Origin of the sequence: Duganella sacchari (assembly GCF_900143065.1) — a bacterium.
Taxonomy (GTDB): Bacteria; Pseudomonadota; Gammaproteobacteria; order Burkholderiales; family Burkholderiaceae_D; genus Rugamonas; species Rugamonas sacchari.
Genome location: NZ_FRCX01000004.1, coordinates 554,220 through 571,931, shown reverse-complemented (window position 1 = coordinate 571,931; position 17,712 = coordinate 554,220). Strand labels below are relative to the sequence as shown.

Sequence of the window (17,712 nt, the reverse complement as noted above, 5' to 3'; positions counted from 1 at the left end):
AGCGGCAGATAGCCGCCACCTGCTTTGAATACAGCCAGTATGGCCACCACCATATCAGGCGTGCGCTCGGCGCAGATGCCCACCAGGACATCCGGCCCGACACCAGCCGCACGGAGGTGGCCGGCCATACGCTCGGCGCGCACATTCAGATCGTCATAGCTGATGCTAGTGCCATCGAAGATAATGGCTGCCTGCTGCGGCGAGGACGCCACCCACTGTTCGAACAGTCGATGCGCCGGCTGTGGTTCCACATCCGGTAACGCATTGTCGTTCCAGCTGACCAGCGTCTGTTGACGCTCTTCGGCCGTGGTCCACGATAAAGCCGAAAGGGTCGCATCTGGCGCCTGCGCCATGAACCGCAGCAGACAGCCAAGCTGCTGGCTGATCTGCGCTATCGTGACGTCGGTAAAACGGCGACGGTCGAACACCAGCTTGACGTCCAGCGTTTCGGCTTGGGTGGCCACCAGCGTCAAGGCATAGCTGGTATGTTCCGCGCCGCGGATCGCATCGACGGGCAGGATAGAAGCGCCCTGCCGCAGCGATGCATCAATGGGGAAATTCTCGAATACCACCATGCTGTCAAACATGGCGACGCCATTGGGAATGGAACTCCAGCCTTGAATTTGCGTCAGAGGGACAAATTCAAACTGGCGCATTTCCATATTCTGTGCTTGCAGCGTCTGGAGCCAGGCCGCACATGGTGCGTCCGCGATCTGCACACGCAACGGCAGCGTATTGATAAACAGGCCCACCATGTGTTCCACGCCGGTGAGTTCGGGCGGACGGCCGGATACGGTAACGCCAAATACCACGTCGCTCTGGCGGCTATAACGCGACAGCATGATCGCCCATGCGCCCTGCACTATCGTGTTCATGGTGATGCCCCGCTCACGCGCCCATGCACTCAAAGCGCCGGTAGCAGCTTTATCAAGCCGTGCCGTCCGCTCGCCGCAGCCATGCTGGCCAGGGTAGCGGCCATCGAGCGACAGTGGCGTTGGCGCCTCCAGTCCCGCCAGCGCTTCGCGCCACCAGTGTTCGGCGGATGTCGTGTCCTGTTGCTTTAACCATGCGACAAAATCGCGATATGGGCGCACAGCCTGTAGCATGGGGTGCCGCGATTCTTTCAGTGCTGCATAGATGGTCAACAGGTCCTGCATCATCTGCGCCAGCGACCAGCCGTCATACAGGATGTGGTGGCTGGTCCATATGAATTCCCAGCTGCTGTCATCCATTCGAATTAATGCGAAGCGCAGTAGCGGCGCTTTCGCCAGATCGAAACCGCGCCGCAGGTCCTCTTCCAGAAACGCCGCCATCCGCGCGTCACGCTGCTCTGCCGGATCGTCGCTCCAGTCCAGCACCTGGAATGGCACAGCCAATGACCGATGCACGACCTGCACTGGTGATTTCACCTTTTCCCAGGCCAGGCTGGTACGCAGCACCGCATGACGTTGAACCAATGCCTGCAAGGCCTGCTGAAACAGTGCCACGTCCAGTTCGCGCCCCAGGGTACACTGCATCTGCTCCATGTAAACGCCAGATCCGGGCTCCATCAACGTGTGGAACAGCATGCCATGCTGTACAGGCGTAAGCGGATAGATATCTTCGACTTGTTTGCTCTTGGTTTGCATGGCTGTTCCCGACATTCCTTAGTTTTCCATCTCATCCAGATCGTCCAGCAGCGCATCCAGTTCATCCTGGTCCAGTCCCGCCAGGTTGAAATCGGCCGCATTGGCGTGTGCGCTGTCCGACGTGTGCGTGTTGTGAGCAATCAGGCCTTGCAGGTGGTGTGCGAACATATCCGCCAGCGTCTGGATAGACGCCGCGCGGAAGCGCAAGCTGCCGTAACAGAGCGAGATCTTGAGTTGGCCCGCCATGATGACCGCGTCTACTTCCAGTTCGTGCGCGCGCGCATTTGTGGGGCCGTTGTCCGCTCCCTGCCAGGCAGCAGCAGGAACGTAAGCGCACTCACCGTCGAGCATATCGCCCACCTGGCCCAGATAGTTGAACGCGACAGCCGGTATGCCTTGTGTACTAAGTGCCGGTGCGCCGGTGACGTAACGCAGCAGGCCATAGCCAAGGCCTTTTGCGGGCACCGCGCGCAGTTGCTCCTTGACCTGTCTCAAAGCGTCGCCGTAAGCACGACTGGACAGCGATAGCGTGACCGGGTAAAGCGCGGTGAACCAGCCGACGGTACGCGACAGGTCCACGCCATCGAACAAATCCTCGCGACCGTGACCTTCCAGCAGAATGCTCAATGCACTTTGACCACGCCATTCGTTGAAGGCCAGCGCCAGGGCAGTCAGCAACGCATCCTCCACACTGGCGCCGCGCGCTGGCAATGAGGACAGCAGATCAGCAGTACTGACTTCATTGAAAATCAGATCCAGCGTGACCGCATCGGATACCAGGTTGGCGCCTGCAGGGACATCGACCTGCAATGGGGCCAGCGTAGCGCTCCTTTGCCAATAAGGTAGTTCTGCTGATACTGCCGTGCTACCGGCGTAGGGCAACAGACGGGTCGCCCAGTCCTTGTACGAACTGGATATCGCCGGAAGGCGCATTGCCTCTCCACGCACCATTTGAGCACACGCGGTATTCAAGTCCGCGAGCAGGATCCGCCAGGACACCGCATCAACTACAAGGTGATGTGCAACCAGTAGCAAACGCACGCCGTCTGGCGTTTCATAACGCACCGCCCGGAATAGCGGCCCACGCCGCAAGTCCAATGCAGCCTGAATGATTGCGGCATGCCGGACCACTGCGGCGTTGTCCGGTAGTGAAAACACTTCCAGTATCTGCTCGGGCACTTCCTTGGCGTAGTGCTGGCGCCAGATTCCCTGCTCGCAGGCGAAACGCAAGCGCAATCCGGCATGTTGTTGAACAATCGTCTTCAGCGCCGCATTCAGCACAGACCGTCCCGCATCGCTACGCGCGTCCAGAAGAATGGATTGATTGAAATGTGCGGCATTCGCCAGCGATTGTTCGAAGAACCAATGCTGGACTGGCGTCAGCGGTACATCACCCACCGCATCGCTCGCGGTGGCGGCTACGGACGACACGCTTTGCACCAGCGGTGCCAGTCCAGCCACCGTCGGTTGGCGGAACAGGTCGCGCGGAGAGAACTGCAAGCCCACCTGACGCGCGCGCGAGACGACCTGCAGGCTGAGAATGGAATCGCCGCCTAACTGGAAAAAATTATCATGACGTCCGACTGCGGCGGTCTTCAACACAGCCTGCCAGATCGCCGCAAGCTGGTTTTCCACACCCGGATGTGGTGACGCATCATCTCCCAGAATACTTTGCGGGCTTGCCAGCGTCGCCGGCAAGCGATGCTGGTCGATCTTGCCGCTGGCCGTCAGCGGCAAGGCGTCCAGCCAGATGATATGGGATGGCAGCATATAGTCGGGCAGCGTAAGCGCCAGCGCCGCCCGTAGCGCAACATCGTCCTTGCCGCCACTATCCGCGCGCGCTACGACGTAGGCGATGAGACGCGGCTGCCCGGCTTCGTCTTCCCTCACCATGACAGTGGCGGCAGCGACCCGCGGCAAGGCATTCAATGCGCTTGCTACTTCGTCCGGCTCTACGCGGAAGCCGCGTATCTTCGCCTGGCGATCAACGCGGCCGAGGTATTCCAGCATGCCGTCCATATTCCAGCGTGCCAGGTCTCCCGTGCGGTACATGCGGGCGCCGGCGATACCGTGCGGGTCAGGCAAGAAGGCTGCGGCGGTCAGGCCTGGCCGTGCCAGATAGCCGCGCGCCAGTCCGGCACCGCCGATATACAGCTCGCCCGCAACACACTGTGGTACTGGTTCAAGTGCCGCGTCCAGTATGTACGCCTGCGCATTGGCCATCGGCCGACCTATCGGGATGGGGCCAGGTGGCGCATCTACAGCACATTCGTGGCTGGTAACGCTGATCGTGGTTTCCGTCGGGCCGTAGGTATTGAGCCATCTTACGCGTTCCACGCCGCGTAAATGCAGCCATTGGGCCAGCCGCTCTGGCTGCGCTTTTTCACCGCCGACGATGGCGAGGCGCAGATCGGTGGGCAACGGCAGCGCACCAGCGCTCATGTCATCGGTCCACTGGTGCCAATAGGCGGTTGGCAGATCAACCACGGAAATGCGATGGTCCGACAGAAAATCCGTGAACGCTGCACCGTCCATCAGTTCCTCGGGCCGGAGCACGACCGTGGCGCCCGCGATCAGTGGCGGGAAAATTTCTTCTACCGAGGCGTCAAAGTTGAGCGTTGCGAATTGCAGTAAACGGTCGCCAGGCGCCAGGCGACAAGTGCGAATGTGTGCCCACAAGTGATTGACCAGATTCGCGCGGGTATTCATCACGCCCTTCGGCTGCCCCGTGGAGCCTGACGTGTAGATGACATAGGCCAGATTGGCCGCGTGGCCTTGCGGTGACAGGTTGGTGTCGGCGCCGCCGTCGTCCTGGCCGTCTATCAGCAGCTGCGGTAGTCCTTCGATACGCAGACTGTCGGCCATCGCCGCGGAGGTCAGCAGCAGCTTGGGGTGTGCGTCGGCGATCATATATGTCAGGCGTTCCCGCGGATACGCCGGGTCCAACGGAAGATAGGCGCCACCAGCTTTCAGGATCGCCAGCAGGCCGCTCAGGGTATCCAGCGTGCGGGCTGCGCTGACAGCCACGAGTACGTCCGGCCCGACGCCCTGCTCGCGCAAGCGATGTGCAAGACGGTTGGCGCGCGAATTCAGTTCTGCGTATGTGATGCTGACGTTACCCGCAGGGCCAGGCATCTCCGCTGCGATAGCATTGGGAGCACGCGTGACCTGTGCTTCGAACAGCGCGGCGATGCCCTGCTCCAGCGGCGCCGTGCTTGCTGTCGCATTCAATGCATGCAGCAGATGATGGCGCTCCGCGTCGCCGGTCAGGCGAATACTGCCGATGCTGGCACTACCGTCAGCTGCAACGGTGGCCAGCAGGCGAGAAAAGTGTTGCCCCATACGTGCCATGGTGGCGGCGCTGAACAGGTCTGTGTTGTACTCGAATGCGCAGCGCAGGCCATCCGGCTCTTCCTGTACATTGAGGGTCAGGTCAAACTGCGAGCGGCGGCTGTCCTCAGTCACCACCTCCATTTCCAGCCCCGCCAGCGACTGGCGTTCCGCCTGCGTATTCAACAACACCAGCATCACCTGGAACAGCGGCGAGCGATTTACCTGGCGCTCAGGCTGCAGCGTTTCCATCAAGCGTTCGAACGGCAAGTCCTGATTGGCGTAGGCATCCAACGCTGTCTGACGTAGGTGATCCAGCAGCTGCACGAAGCTCCAGCTGCTGTCGATGCGCGTACGTAGCACCAGTGTGTTGACGAAGAAGCCGATCAGGCGTTGGGTTTCCAGTTGATCGCGGCCGGCAACCGGCGTGCCGATGCAGATGTCCGTCTGTCCAGAATAACGTGACAGCAGCAGTTGCAATGCGGCGCACAAGGTCATGAACAGGCTGGCCTGCTGACTGCGTGCCAGAGTATGCAAGCCTTGAAGCGTGTCCCGGCCGATGTGGAAATGCGCCACCGCTCCGCGATAGGCAGGAAGTGTTGGACGCGGATAATCGACAGGCAGCTCCAGCGCGGCCGGAGCATCGGCGAGCTGCTTGCGCCAGTAATCGAGCTGGCGTTCCGCCATCGATCCTTCGAGCCGGGCGCGCTGCCAGGCGGCATAATCTGCATACTGGATCGGCAATTCCGGCAAAGGCGACGGCAATTGCTGGCTAAATGCCGCATACAGCGTGGCCAGATCGGAGATCAACACGCTCACCGACCAGCCGTCGGAAACGATATGGTGCATGTTCAGCATCAGCAGATGCTCGCGTGCGTCCATGCGCAGCAGCCGGGCGCGCAGCAACGGTCCTTGGCTCAGGTCGAAACGATGCTCCGATTCTTCCTGCATCATGCGCTGTCTGTGCACTGCGCGGTCGGGCATCGCAGACAAGTCGGTCAGCGGCAGGTCGATCAGCAGTTCGGCAGCGATTTCCTGGATCGCCTTACCGTCCACGTCCTGAAAACGGGCGCGCAGCGATTCGTGACGCGCCACCACCGCATTCAGGGCACGCGTCAATGCCGCCAGGTCCAGTTCACCGCGCAGGCGCACCGCTCCGGACATATTGTAGGCAGTGCTGCCTTCTTCAAACCGGTCCAGGAACCACAGGCGTTGCTGGCCAAACGACAGCGGCGGTGCGGCGTCCGCCGGGCGCCGCTTGATGGCGAACGTTGACGCCTCCCGCGATGCATCCAGCACCGCCGCCAGTTGCGCCACGCTCGGCGCTTCAAATACGGCGCGCACTGACAGCTCGCAATGCAGCTCGGCGCGGATACGTGCAGTCAGCTGGGCCGCCAGCAAGGAGTGACCACCGACGGCGAAGAAATCGTCGTGGATGCCAATGCGTTCAATTTTCAGCACATCTTGCCAGATGGTGGCCAACAACGCTTCGCGCTCATTGCGTGGCGCTGCGTAATCTGTTTCCGCTGCTACCAATGGCTCAGGAACTGCGCGGCGATCCACCTTGCCGATAGGCGTTAGCGGCAAGTTCTCCAGCACGATGAAGCGGCTGGGCAGCATATACGAGGGCAATAGACGCGCCAATTGCGCTCGCAGCACAGCCGCATCCAACGTGGCTGGCGCGGCCAGATAGGCCAGCAGTTGCTCATCCCTGAGCACGACGGCGACTTCTCGCACGGTTTCGATACGCCGGAGCGCAGCTTCGATTTCCCCCAGCTCGACGCGGAAGCCACGCAGCTTGACCTGATCGTCGCTGCGGCCCAGATAAACGATGCTGCCATCCAGCGCATGGCGCGCCAGATCACCAGTGCGGTACATCCTGGCTCCCGGAGCGCCGTATGGGTTGGGCAGGAAGCGTTCTGCGGTAAGTGCTGCGCGGCCTAGATAACCGCGCGCCAGCCCTGTACCAGCGATATACAGCTCGCCCGGAACGCCGGACGGCGCCAGATCCAACGCCGCATCCAGTATCCAGGCTTGCACGTTGGCTTCCGGTGTGCCGATCAAGGGCTGCGCATGTGTTTCGTCGATCTCCGCCAAAGTGGCGTCAACAGTCGCTTCCGTCGGCCCGTAAGCGTTGATGAAACGCGTGTCCGGGATGGCTTGCAGCCGTTGCCACAGCACGAGGTCTATCGCCTCACCGCCAAGCATAACCACCTTGGGCAATATTGCCTGCTGATCCAGCAGATAACGCAACTGCATCGGCGTGGTATCCAGCAGCTGCAAATCGTGGGCCGCCAGATAAGCCGCCAGCGCCTGTGGGGACTGACGTATGCTGTCCGGCAGCACATGCAGTGTGTGACCATCCAGTAGCATGGCCAATTCCGATACCGAGGCATCGAACACATAGGGTGCATTGAAGCTGGTATGCGCCTGCTTTAGCTGGTGCCGGCGGCAGATGTCGCGGATATGCGATTGCGCCAGGTTGGCCACTGCACCATGCGTAGAAATCACGCCTTTGGGCTGGCCGGTGGAGCCGGAAGTGTAGATGATATAGACGGCATTGCCGGCATGGCTAACGCTGGGCAGGTTGCTGTCGTCGATTGCGCCTTGCATGGCGTCGATGCACAACACTTCCATTCCGCCGCGCGGCAACCGCCCACGCAGCGCGGTCATGCTCAACACCAGCAGCGGTGCCGCATCCGTCAACAGCCATGACAGGCGTTCTTCTGGCCAGTCCGGGTCCAACGGTACGTAGGCGCCACCCGCCTTCATCACAGCCAGAATCGCAGCGATCATCTGTGGAGAGCGATCCAGCAACAGCGCCACGTGCACTTCCGCGCCGACGCCGACATCGCGCAGATGACGTGCCAACCGGTTCGCCCGGCGGTTCAGTTGCGCATACGTCCACCGCTCGCCGCCGCAGATCAACGCCGGGGCTTCCGGCGTACGCATGACTTGTGCCTCGAATAATTGATGGAAGGTCTGTGGTGCGCAAAAGTCGAATACGGTCTGATTCAGGCTGGCGAGCCATGCCCGCTCTTCGTCGCTGGACATCGCAAGACTGGCCAGCGGTAGCGTGGGCGTTGCCACAATCGCCGCCAGCAGCGTCACGAGGTGCTGCGCCATGCGCTCGATACGGGCAGCGTCAAATAACGCGGTGCTATATTCAAAGGTGCATTCCAGCTGGTCGTCCCGCTCCAGCACATTCAGCGTCAGGTCAAACTGCGAGGCCGCGCGGTCGACGGTTTCAAGTCGCATGCGCAATGCACCGGCAGAGATTTCATTCGCGGGGCTATTCTGCAACGACAGCATCACCTGGAACAAGGGTGCGTGGCCGGAGCTACGTTCCGGTCGCAGCGCCTCCACCAGCTGGTCGAATGGCAGATCCTGGTGGGCGTACATGGCCAACGCCGCTGTGCGCACCTGGCCAAGCAGTTCAGTGAAGGATGCAGCTGCATTCACATGCGTGCGCAATACCGTGGTGTTGACGAAGAAGCCGATCAGCGGCTCAAATTCCCGCCTTGGGCGGTTGGCGACCGGCGTGCCGATGCAGATATCGTCCTGGCCGGCGTAGCGGGCCAACAGCACATTAAACGCTGCGGCCAGCGTCATGAACAACGTCGCGCCGTGCACACGCCCCAGTGCGGCGATGGCAGCGGAGCACGCCGCGTCGATATGGAAGTGGTGAACCGCGCCTGCATAGCTGGTACGTGCAGGGCGTGGCCGGTCGGTTGGCAGGGCAAGCAAGGCGGGAGCGCCTGCCAGTTGGCTGCGCCAGTAATCCAACTGGCTTGCCCGACGATCACCGCTGAACCAGGCGCGCTGCCATGCCGCATAGTCGGCATACTGCACGGCCAGTGCGGTCAACGCGGGTTTGGCGCCGCTCTCGCAGGCGGCATAATTCTGTGCGATCTCGTCGATCAGCAGGCCTACCGACCAGCCGTCGGCGATGATGTGATGCATGGACAAGGCCAGCACATGCTCGTCGTCCGTCAGCATGAAAAGGCGGGCACGTAACAGCGGGCCATGTTCGAGATCGAACGCTGCAGCCGCTTCCTGCGTCAGCAGTGTGGTGAGTTGTGCCTCGGCCGCCGCTGCAGCCAGATGGGTCACTGGCAAAGACAGCGGCGTGGCAGCCGCAATCACCTGTACGGCCAGCCCGTTCTCCGTGCCGAACGTGGTACGCAGGCTTTCATGGCGCGCCACGACGCCGTTCAGCGCTTGCGACAGATAGCCGATATCCAGCGGGCCGCGCAGCCGCAGTGCGCCACACAGATTGTAATTGCCTGCGCCGTTCTCGAACTGTTCCAGGAACCACAGGCGCTGCTGCGCAAACGACAAAAGCGTTGGCCCTGTACCGCGCACCGCCACAGGTTCGGACCTGGCTGGCAGCGCAAGCCGCGCTGCGGCGATACGATCTGCCAAGGCCGCGATGGTGGGGGCATCAAACAGCGCGCGCAGCGGCAGTTCCACGCCCATGTGCTCGCGCACCGCAGCCAGTACACGCGTCGCCAGCAGCGACTGGCCACCCAATGCAAAGAAATCTGCATGCATGTCGACCGAAGGCAGATCCAGCACCTCGCACCAGATGGCGGCCAGCGCCTGCTCATCCGCGCCCATGGCGATGGTGATGTCGGCGACGACAGTGCTCACAGGTGCGTCCCAGCGCCACAGCAGGTCCAGCTCACCGCCCAGGAACAGGTCACGGCAGCGGATCCGCTGGATTTTCCCGCTGGAGGTACGCGGTATGCGTCCTGCCTTCACCAGTACGATCGCAGCGACGTCATACAGTTCATGCTGTTCCCCCAGCTCCGCGCGCAGGCGTGACGCCAGCGTCGCATGATCGGGCTCACGGCGCGACTCCAGCTCCTGCACCACCACCAGCCGTGTTCCAGCCTGTTCTTCCAGCGCAAACACCGCACAGCCATTGGTCCTGAACGCAGGGTCCTGCGATTCGATGGTGCGCTCCACGTCCTGTGGATAGATGTTGCGCCCATTGAAGATCATCATTTCCTTGATGCGGCCCGCGATGTACAACTGGCCCTCGCGCAGGAAACCCAGGTCGCCGGTACGCATCCACTGCCCTTCCCTGCCGCGTATCTTGGCGTGGAAGGTGGCCGCAGTGGCCTCCTCGCGCCGCCAGTACCCCTGGGCGACGGAAGGCCCTTGTACCCATACCTCGCCGATGGCGTTTTCGATGCAGGCTTCGCCGCCGGACGGTTCGACGATGCATACTTCATGTCCGCCCATGCGCGCCGCGCCCAGCGAGACGAATTCGACACCATCGCCGGCGGCGGCCTCGATACGGTCGGCCGCCAGCGCCGCCTTGTCGGCGCAGAAGCCACGCTGCGCCAGTGGTGTGGGCTTGCACTGGCCCGTGACGAACAGCGTCGCTTCGGCCAGCCCGAACACGGGCAAGACGATCTCCGGACGCAGCCCGCATGGTGCAAAGGCCTCGGCAAAGCGGCGCAAGGTCGCCGGACGTACCGGCTCGGCGCCGTTCAGCGCATACTCGAGCAAATCCAGTTTCAGCCCTGCCTTCTGCTCATCCGTGATTTTGTCCACGCACAGTTCAAAGGCAAAGTTGGGCGCGGCGATGAAGCGGGCCTGATAGTCGCTGGCGGCCTTGAGCCAGCGGTAAGGACGCATCAGGAACGCTGCGGGTGGGAACTGCACGCTGTGGTAGCCGGCATAGACAGGACACAGGATCATGCTGACCAGGCCCATATCGTGATGCGGTGGCAGCCAGGACACCACCGTATCGCCAGCGCTGAACGGGAAGCTGGTCGCGATGAAGTGCGCATTGGCCAGGATGTTGGCGTTGCTGACCATGACGCCCTTCGGTGCGCCCGTCGAACCCGAGGTGTACTGCAGGAAGGCGATGTCCGACGGTTGGGTGGATGGCGGCGTCCACTGCGCGGCCGCATCGTCAAACGCATCGCCAGCCAGCCAGCGCAAGCGGGTCAACACGTTGTCGCTGCCGGCCTGCATCTGCTCCACACGTGCGGCGATCGACGACAGTGTCAGCGCCACTGCCGGCTGCGCATCCTCCGCCATCAGCAGCAAGCGTGGCAGCGTCTTCGCATTCGCCGGTGGCAGCGCCGGTACCGCAATCACACCGGCGTAGGCACAGGCGAAGAAGCTGGCGATGTAGTCCAGTCCAGGCGGATAAACCAGCAGCACCCGGTCTCCCGGCGCACACACCCGCTGCAACTGCGCGGCCAGGCTGCGCGCGCGGCAGTCCAGTTGCGCAAATGTCAGCGTGTCACTGACATTTTCGCCGTCGTCGAGAAAGCTGAAAGCCATCTTGTCCGCACTGCCGGATTGCGGCGACGCGCGAAAAGACAGCAACTCGAGCAACGTGGCAAAAGCAGGACGGTGTGGATGCTCCATGGTGGACCTCATCAACTTTCGGGCAATACGGCGCCTCACGCGCACCGGAATATTTCCGGGCACGGCATAGACCGGACCAGGCGCCGCTACCGTTCAGGCTTGGGCGCCGGAGTCCCGGCTGGATAAATTGGTAAAGTGGGCCGTCGGTGCGGAATTACTGGGTCGCGGCCATCTGCTGGCGTAGCGACAGCGGGCGCATGTCGGTCCAGACAGTATTGATGTGATCCAGGCAAAGCTGCTTGGCGCCCTGCACACCTACGGTGCTCCAGCCTGCGGGAATGGCCTTGGTCACAGGCCAGATGGAATATTGCTCTTCTTCGTTTACCACCACTTCGTACAGCGTCTCGACCTGATTTTCTGGCGACATTCTTCAACTCCGTTGGGGCAGCCTGCGGAGTTCATCCGCGACGGCGATGGCATGACAAATGATATGTTAGGTAATCATGCAAAACGTAAAAAATTACCGTTTAGATAATTCGGAGGAAACTATAGCACGCGCCCTTCAAGCCACGATGTCTTTTTTGTAAACTGTGACTTTTCTGCAAATAGTCTTCATGTAGGTGCAGACAAGCCCTGTCACCGCAGAGCTTGCGAACAGATCAGCGGCCTCGGTCAGGCAATGTTGATCCACACCCCACAATGATCCGATCCGGTAACGCCAGGCGCCGGTGGATGTGCCGTACGGCCGGCGCTGGCGACACCGCCACCGGCAGGCGCGTTCAGCACCGCGTTGCCACCGATCCAGTAGTCATATGGATTGGCCACGGTAGTCAGTCCCGGCGAGTAATAGGCGTTTTGGTGATGCGCGTTGGCCGGCAACAGTATGCCGTTGCCATTGACGATGCCAGCAGGTGGACTGGTGTTGAAGTCACCGCCGCACAGGCCCAGCGCGCCCTGTTCCAGCATCGTTCTGATCCACGGCATTACTACCGCTACATGATCGTTGCCGGGCGCCCGGTTGTGTACAAAACCAATGTCGTACACGTGGCCGTTCAAGGTGAAATTGACCCGCACAATGTAGCGGTAGTCAGGTATCGCACCGTTCGGTATGTTGAGCACGGAGGTATAGCGGTTGGCTGTGGCATCAGGCGCCGTCCGGCTGGTGAGCACGTTGGCGGGGCCGACCCGGTCAAAGTAGATCAGATCGTAGTAGTTGATGACGGCATTGCCGTTGATGACCAGCGCTACCACCTCGTTGCTGTCGACCAGTGCAGTCCTGCCGCAGCGGATCACCGCCATGTGGCGCCGCGCCCCGTTAACCGCCTGCGGAATCCCCAGTGCCGTACCGAAATCATCCAGCGCGTTTCGGACGTTCACAGGATTGGCCGCATTGGCGACACCTACCTCGGTAAAGCCGGCAATGTCAAACGCCGGTGCGCCGATCGCTGTCATCTGATTGCGCAAATTCTGTTGTTTTGCGGTAGCAAGCTGGCCTTGCGGGAATTGTGTGTTGGCGTTGTAGGTCAACAGATTCATATGAAATGCACGCATTGCTTGTCTCCAGTCATGTCAATAATGAACGCAGGCGCGCCTGCGACGACGTCCCGCAAGCGCAGATGCGCTCGCGGCGACTGGAGCAAAGCTTAGGCGCGGAGCATGCCGCGCTGGATGGCATTATCTGGCACGGTCAACGGTGCGTAGAGCGCGCCAGCGGTCTTTCCATGACGCCTTCGGTGGTGATAACAACCGGCTGTATCGTGCCATCCTCGTTGAAGTACAGATGCTCGATGGCCAGTTCGCGATGATTGCCGTCGGTCTCCGTGAGGGGCCGGCGGTGGTAGGCGATGTACCAGTCATCCGTGGCCGGGATGTTGACCACCGAATGATGGCCCGCGCCGCGCGCCACCTTGCTATCCTGCTGCAGGATTTTGCCAACGCGCTTGAAAGGCCCGAGCGGCGATGAACTCATCGCGTACGCCACGCTGTAATCGGGACCGGTCCACCCTCCTTCCGACCACATGAAGTAATACACGCCCTTGCGCTTGGCCATGAACGGCCCTTCGACGTACTCCGGGTCCGGCGTGATCTCCTTGAACTTGGCGCCATCATCGAATGGCACGACGCTGAGCAGGTCCGGCGCCAGCCTGACCACGTTGGCGTGCTTCCAGCCGCCGTAGTACAGATAAAACTGGCCGTCGTCATCCTTGAACACCATCTGGTCGATCGGCTGGGCGCCATTGTGGATCTGCCCGATCAACGGTCTTCCCAGCGCATCCTTGAACGGTCCTTCCGGCTTATCGCTCACGGCCACGCCAATGCCGCCAAGCTGGTCGTTGCTCTTGATGTCGTTGGCGCCAAAAAACAGATAGTACCTGCCCTGATGTTCAATCGCCGACGGCGCCCATACGGCGTAGGCGGCCCACGACACATTCTCCACGTCGAGCACGTGCGGATGTTTGGTCCAGTGCACCAGGTCCGGCGACGAGAAGGCGTTGAAGAAGGTGATTTTCAGGTAGGGCTCCCAGATCAACTGGGACTGTGCACGCATGCGCTGCTGTTCAGGCGTGAAGTGCTTCGACCGGTCCGGCGCGCCATAGTCGGCGGAGTACGTCGGATAGATCCAGTATTGGCCGTCAAAGATACGGATTTCCGGATCGGCGTACCAACCCGGCACAATCGGATTGGCAGCGCTGGACGTACTCACCGCGCCTGCCAGACAGAGCGTCAGCAGCAAATGGGATAAACCATTTATTCTTTTCTTGGGCGTCATCATGCAGTCTCCATCAATCGCTTGTCCCAAGCATAAACGCGGAGTACCGCGAAAAAGAAAAAGCCGCTGAAAAGCGGCCTTGTTTAGCGTGTTTAGTAAATCGTCACGGCGTTGCAGCGGACAGCGCCTGCGCAATCCAGCTATCAAACAGCTGCTGGTGGTATTTGATCCAGCCCTCGGTATGGCGCACGATATCGGCCTGCGTACTTTCGCCATCACGCATGCGCTGGTTTTGCGCGTTGATGTCGGCAATCGGCAAGCGCACGACTTCAAACAGCTTGACCGCCGCCGGATTATGCTCGGCCCAGGCACGATTGACGACGATGCGTGTGGTGGCGACCGGGAAGCCATAATCGCTGCCGTCATCCAGCCGCGTATTGGCATGCTGCGGATTTGACGAGAACGGCACTTGCAGCCAGACCACATCCTTGCCCGGCACCAGCACCCCGCTCACCCAGTACGGCGTCCACGTGTAGTACAAAATCGGCTCACCGCGCTTGTAGCGGCCGATGGTATCCGCCATCAGTGCGGCATAGCTGCCCTGCACATGCTTGACTGTCGCGCGCAGCTTGTAGGCGTCCATATGGTTTTCGATCATGGCCTCGCAGCCCCAGCCAGGGCTGCAACCGGTCAGGTCAGCCTTGCCGTCGCCATCATGGTCAAACAGCTTGGCCAGGCCAGGATCGCGCAACTGGTCGATATTGCTGATGTTGTACTTTTCGGCCGTGGCCTTGTCGATCAGATAGCCCTGGGCCGCCGGACCGGCATACGCGCCGATGCGCAGCAGCTTGGCGTCGCCGCCGGCATTGTCATAGTAGCTCTGGTGCAGCGGGTCCCAATGGACTGCGAGGAAGGTGGCGTCACCATTGGCGATGGCGACGTGCGCGGTGGGATATTCCACTTCCTTCACCGGCTGCGGCGCATAACCCAACCTCTCCAGGGCGCGCTCGACCAGCATGGTCTGGAAGCTCTCTTCAGCCAGTGAGCTTTGCAGCGCCTGCACCTTGATGCCCTTGCCGGGCAGGCTGGTATCCGGCGTTTGCGCCATGGCCAGGCCGGTGGTCAAGGTCAGCGCCGCCAGCGCCAGCGCTGCCAGCCACTTGAATTTACGATGCGTTTTATAGGTGGTTTTAAATTGTTCAATACGTTGCATTACGATCCTTTCTTCTTATTGTGTCACGGCAGGCGTGCTCACCGCGCCGCCCGCTGAACTGCCACGCAGCCGGCGCAAAACGATGCCTGCCGGGCCGGTCTGGTACCAGTGACGCACGCCACGGCGCGGCTGTCCCATCGCTTGCGTCAGGCGGTCCAGCGTGATGGCCAGCAGCACGATGCCAAGGCCACCGACGGTTGCCAGGCCCATATCCAGACGGCCAATCCCGCGCAACACCATCTGCCCCAGGCCACCCACCGCGATCATGGAGGCGATCACCACCATCGACAGCGACAACATCAGCGACTGGTTGACGCCCGCCATAATCGACGGCATGGCCAGCGGCAACTGCACGCGGGTCAGCAACTGCCACGGCGAAGCGCCATAGGCACGCGCCGCTTCAATCAGGTCGGGACGCACCTGGCGTATGCCGAGGTTGGTCAGGCGCACCAGCGGCGGCAAGGCGAAGACAATGGTCACGATCACGCCGGGCGCGTTGCCGATGCCGAACAACATCACCACCGGCACCAGGTACACAAAAGCCGGCGTGGTCTGCATGGCGTCCAGCAGCGGACGCAGGGTGTTTTGTGCACGGTCGCTATTGGCCAGGAAAATCCCCAACGGCAAGCCGATCAGCAGGCAGAACGCAAGCGACGTCAGTACCAGCGACAGCGTGGTCATCGCTTCCGGCCAGACACCCAGCAGCGCCACAACCAGCAGCGCCAGTACGGTACCGACGGCAAGCGCACCGCGCGTAAACTGCCAGGCCAGCAGGCCGATAATGGCAATCACCATCAGCGATGGCGCCGCCATCAGCACCTCGCCCACGCCGTTCAGCGTGGCATCGATCGGCAGGCGCACGGCCTGGAAGAATGGCCGGCAATGCTCAACGACCCAGCCCAGGCCCTGGTTGATCCAGGATTCCAGCGGCAGCGCACCGTCAAACAGGTGCGACAGTGGAACGCCGCTGGCGTGTTCGGCCGGCTTGGCGGCATCGAGCCACGCGGTGTCGCCAGGCGGCGTCGGCAGCCATGGATTGACCGGGGCGGCTTGTTCTGCAACGGTTGCTGCGGTGTTGACGGTACTGGAAGTCATGCGTGTCCTTTCTGTGCTTGTGGTTCGGCAATCGGTGGCGTATCGCGGTCGAGGAATTTCAGCAAGGTGGTCCGGCTGATGGCGCCGTGGAAGCTGCCGTCATCGTCCACCACCGGCACCGCGTAAGGCAATTGCGCTACCTGGCCGAACAGCCCCGCCACCGCTTCATTGGCGCGGATGGACTGCACTTCCGGCAGATAGGCGTGCTGCAGACCCAGCGGCCCCGTGTGGCCATCCAATGCATTGCGCAGCGAATCGGCCGACACCAGACCAAGGAACTTGCGCCTGGTGTCGACGACATAGGCATAGCTCCGGTCCTGCTCTTCCAGCATCGACAACGCTGCCCGGGCGCCACGGGTCGGCGATTCCGACACCACGATCTGGCTCTTGCGGGCAATGTCGCTGGCCTTGAATACCGCAGCGGCATCCACCCCGCGCACGAACTTGCAGACATAGTCATTGGCCGGCTTGCGCAGGATTTCTTCCGGCGTGCCCACTTGCACCACATGGCCATCTTTCATGATCGCCACCCGGTCGCCGATACGCATGGCTTCATCGAGGTCGTGCGAAATAAAGACAATGGTGCGGCGCTTGATCTGCTGCAGGCGCAACAGCTCCGACTGCATGTCCACGCGCATGATGGGGTCCAGCGCCGAGAACGCCTCATCCATGAGCAGGATGGACGGATCGCAGGCCAGCGCACGCGCCAGTCCCACGCGCTGCTGCATGCCGCCCGACAGTTCGTCCGGATAGCTATTGGCATAAGCCGCAAGGCCTACCTGCTCCAGCGCCTGGCGCGCAAGCGCGTGGCGCTCGGCTTTGGGCATGCCTGCCAGTTCCATGCCGAATGCGGTGTTGTCCAGTACGGTAAGTTGCGGCAGCAGCGCGAATGACTGGAACACCATGCTGATATCCTTGCGGCGCAAGGCGCGCAGCTGCGCGTCGGGCAGTGTGTTGATGTCGTTGCCGTCGATGAGAATACGGCCATCCGTCGGCTCGATCAGACGGTTCAGCATCCGCACCAGAGTCGACTTGCCCGAACCGGACAAGCCCATGATGACGAAGATCTCACCAGCTTCAATGGTCAACGTGGCGTCAAACACGCCGATGGTGCATGCCGTCCTGGCCAGGATGTCCTGCTTGCTGGCGCCCTGGCGGACCAGGGCCAGTGCGTCATCGGGCCGGTCGCCGAATACTTTGAATACATGGTCGATGATGATTTGTTTTGCCACGTTGTGGTCTCCTTCGATTTGACGAATGGAATGAAACCCGGCGAGCCGCAGGCTGGCGACGGGAATCAGCGAATCCTGCGCCGACGGTTATGCAACGGCGCAAAAGAAGCGCGCGCAAGCGACGGAGAAGGATGGAACACGGGGTAACCGGCGAGGCTCAAATGGAGAGCC

The 17,712-nt window shown here is 61.5% G+C and carries 8 protein-coding genes; all 8 read right to left on the bottom strand.

Features of this window, described 5'->3' with window-relative positions; genetic code table 11:
- On the bottom strand, positions 1–1,628 hold a 1,628-nt coding region (locus BUA36_RS11625), incomplete at its 3' end, for a condensation domain-containing protein (RefSeq protein ID WP_167544278.1).
- An 18-nt stretch (positions 1,629–1,646) separates the two neighbouring features.
- Positions 1,647–11,351 (bottom strand): non-ribosomal peptide synthetase, encoded by a 9,705-nt coding sequence (locus tag BUA36_RS11620; RefSeq protein WP_072784604.1) that lies wholly within the window; start codon positions 11,349–11,351, stop codon positions 1,647–1,649.
- Between the two features lie 154 nt (positions 11,352–11,505).
- Positions 11,506–11,718: an MbtH family protein gene (locus BUA36_RS11615; RefSeq protein ID WP_072784602.1), complete on the bottom strand. Its 213-nt coding sequence runs from the start codon at positions 11,716–11,718 to the stop codon at positions 11,506–11,508.
- 245 nt (positions 11,719–11,963) lie between these two features.
- The gene (locus BUA36_RS11610; protein WP_139260491.1) at positions 11,964–12,842 is read right to left on the bottom strand and encodes a hypothetical protein; all 879 of its coding nucleotides are present in this window, start codon (positions 12,840–12,842) and stop codon (positions 11,964–11,966) included.
- A gap of 136 nt (positions 12,843–12,978) precedes the next feature.
- Positions 12,979–14,064: a glycoside hydrolase family 43 protein gene (locus BUA36_RS11605; protein ID WP_229255677.1), complete on the bottom strand. Its 1,086-nt coding sequence runs from the start codon at positions 14,062–14,064 to the stop codon at positions 12,979–12,981.
- Positions 14,065–14,164: 100 nt separating this feature from the next.
- Positions 14,165–15,214 carry a glycine betaine/L-proline ABC transporter substrate-binding protein ProX gene (gene proX / locus BUA36_RS11600; protein WP_072784598.1) on the bottom strand — a complete coding sequence of 350 codons (1,050 nt, stop codon included), beginning with the start codon at positions 15,212–15,214 and terminating at the stop codon, positions 14,165–14,167.
- Between the two features lie 15 nt (positions 15,215–15,229).
- A complete protein-coding gene (gene proW / locus BUA36_RS11595; RefSeq protein ID WP_072784595.1) occupies positions 15,230–16,309 on the bottom strand; it encodes a glycine betaine/L-proline ABC transporter permease ProW in 1,080 nt (359 codons plus the stop codon).
- The gene (gene proV / locus BUA36_RS11590) at positions 16,306–17,541 is read right to left on the bottom strand and encodes a glycine betaine/L-proline ABC transporter ATP-binding protein ProV (protein WP_072784593.1); all 1,236 of its coding nucleotides are present in this window, start codon (positions 17,539–17,541) and stop codon (positions 16,306–16,308) included. Before proV ends, proW begins: the two co-directional genes overlap by 4 nt.
- Positions 17,542–17,712: the final 171 nt, after the last annotated feature.

Bases quoted from the DNA above. Each gene is read 5' to 3' on its own strand.
- BUA36_RS11620 (WP_072784604.1), bottom strand. From the start codon at position 11,351: ATGGAGCATCCACACCGTCCTGCTTTTGCCACGTTGCTCGAGTTGCTG.
- BUA36_RS11615 (WP_072784602.1), bottom strand. From the start codon at position 11,718: ATGTCGCCAGAAAATCAGGTCGAGACGCTGTACGAAGTGGTGGTAAAC.
- BUA36_RS11610 (WP_139260491.1), bottom strand. From the start codon at position 12,842: ATGCGTGCATTTCATATGAATCTGTTGACCTACAACGCCAACACACAA.
- BUA36_RS11605 (WP_229255677.1), bottom strand. From the start codon at position 14,064: ATGATGACGCCCAAGAAAAGAATAAATGGTTTATCCCATTTGCTGCTG.
- proX (WP_072784598.1), bottom strand. From the start codon at position 15,214: ATGCAACGTATTGAACAATTTAAAACCACCTATAAAACGCATCGTAAA.
- proW (WP_072784595.1), bottom strand. From the start codon at position 16,309: ATGACTTCCAGTACCGTCAACACCGCAGCAACCGTTGCAGAACAAGCC.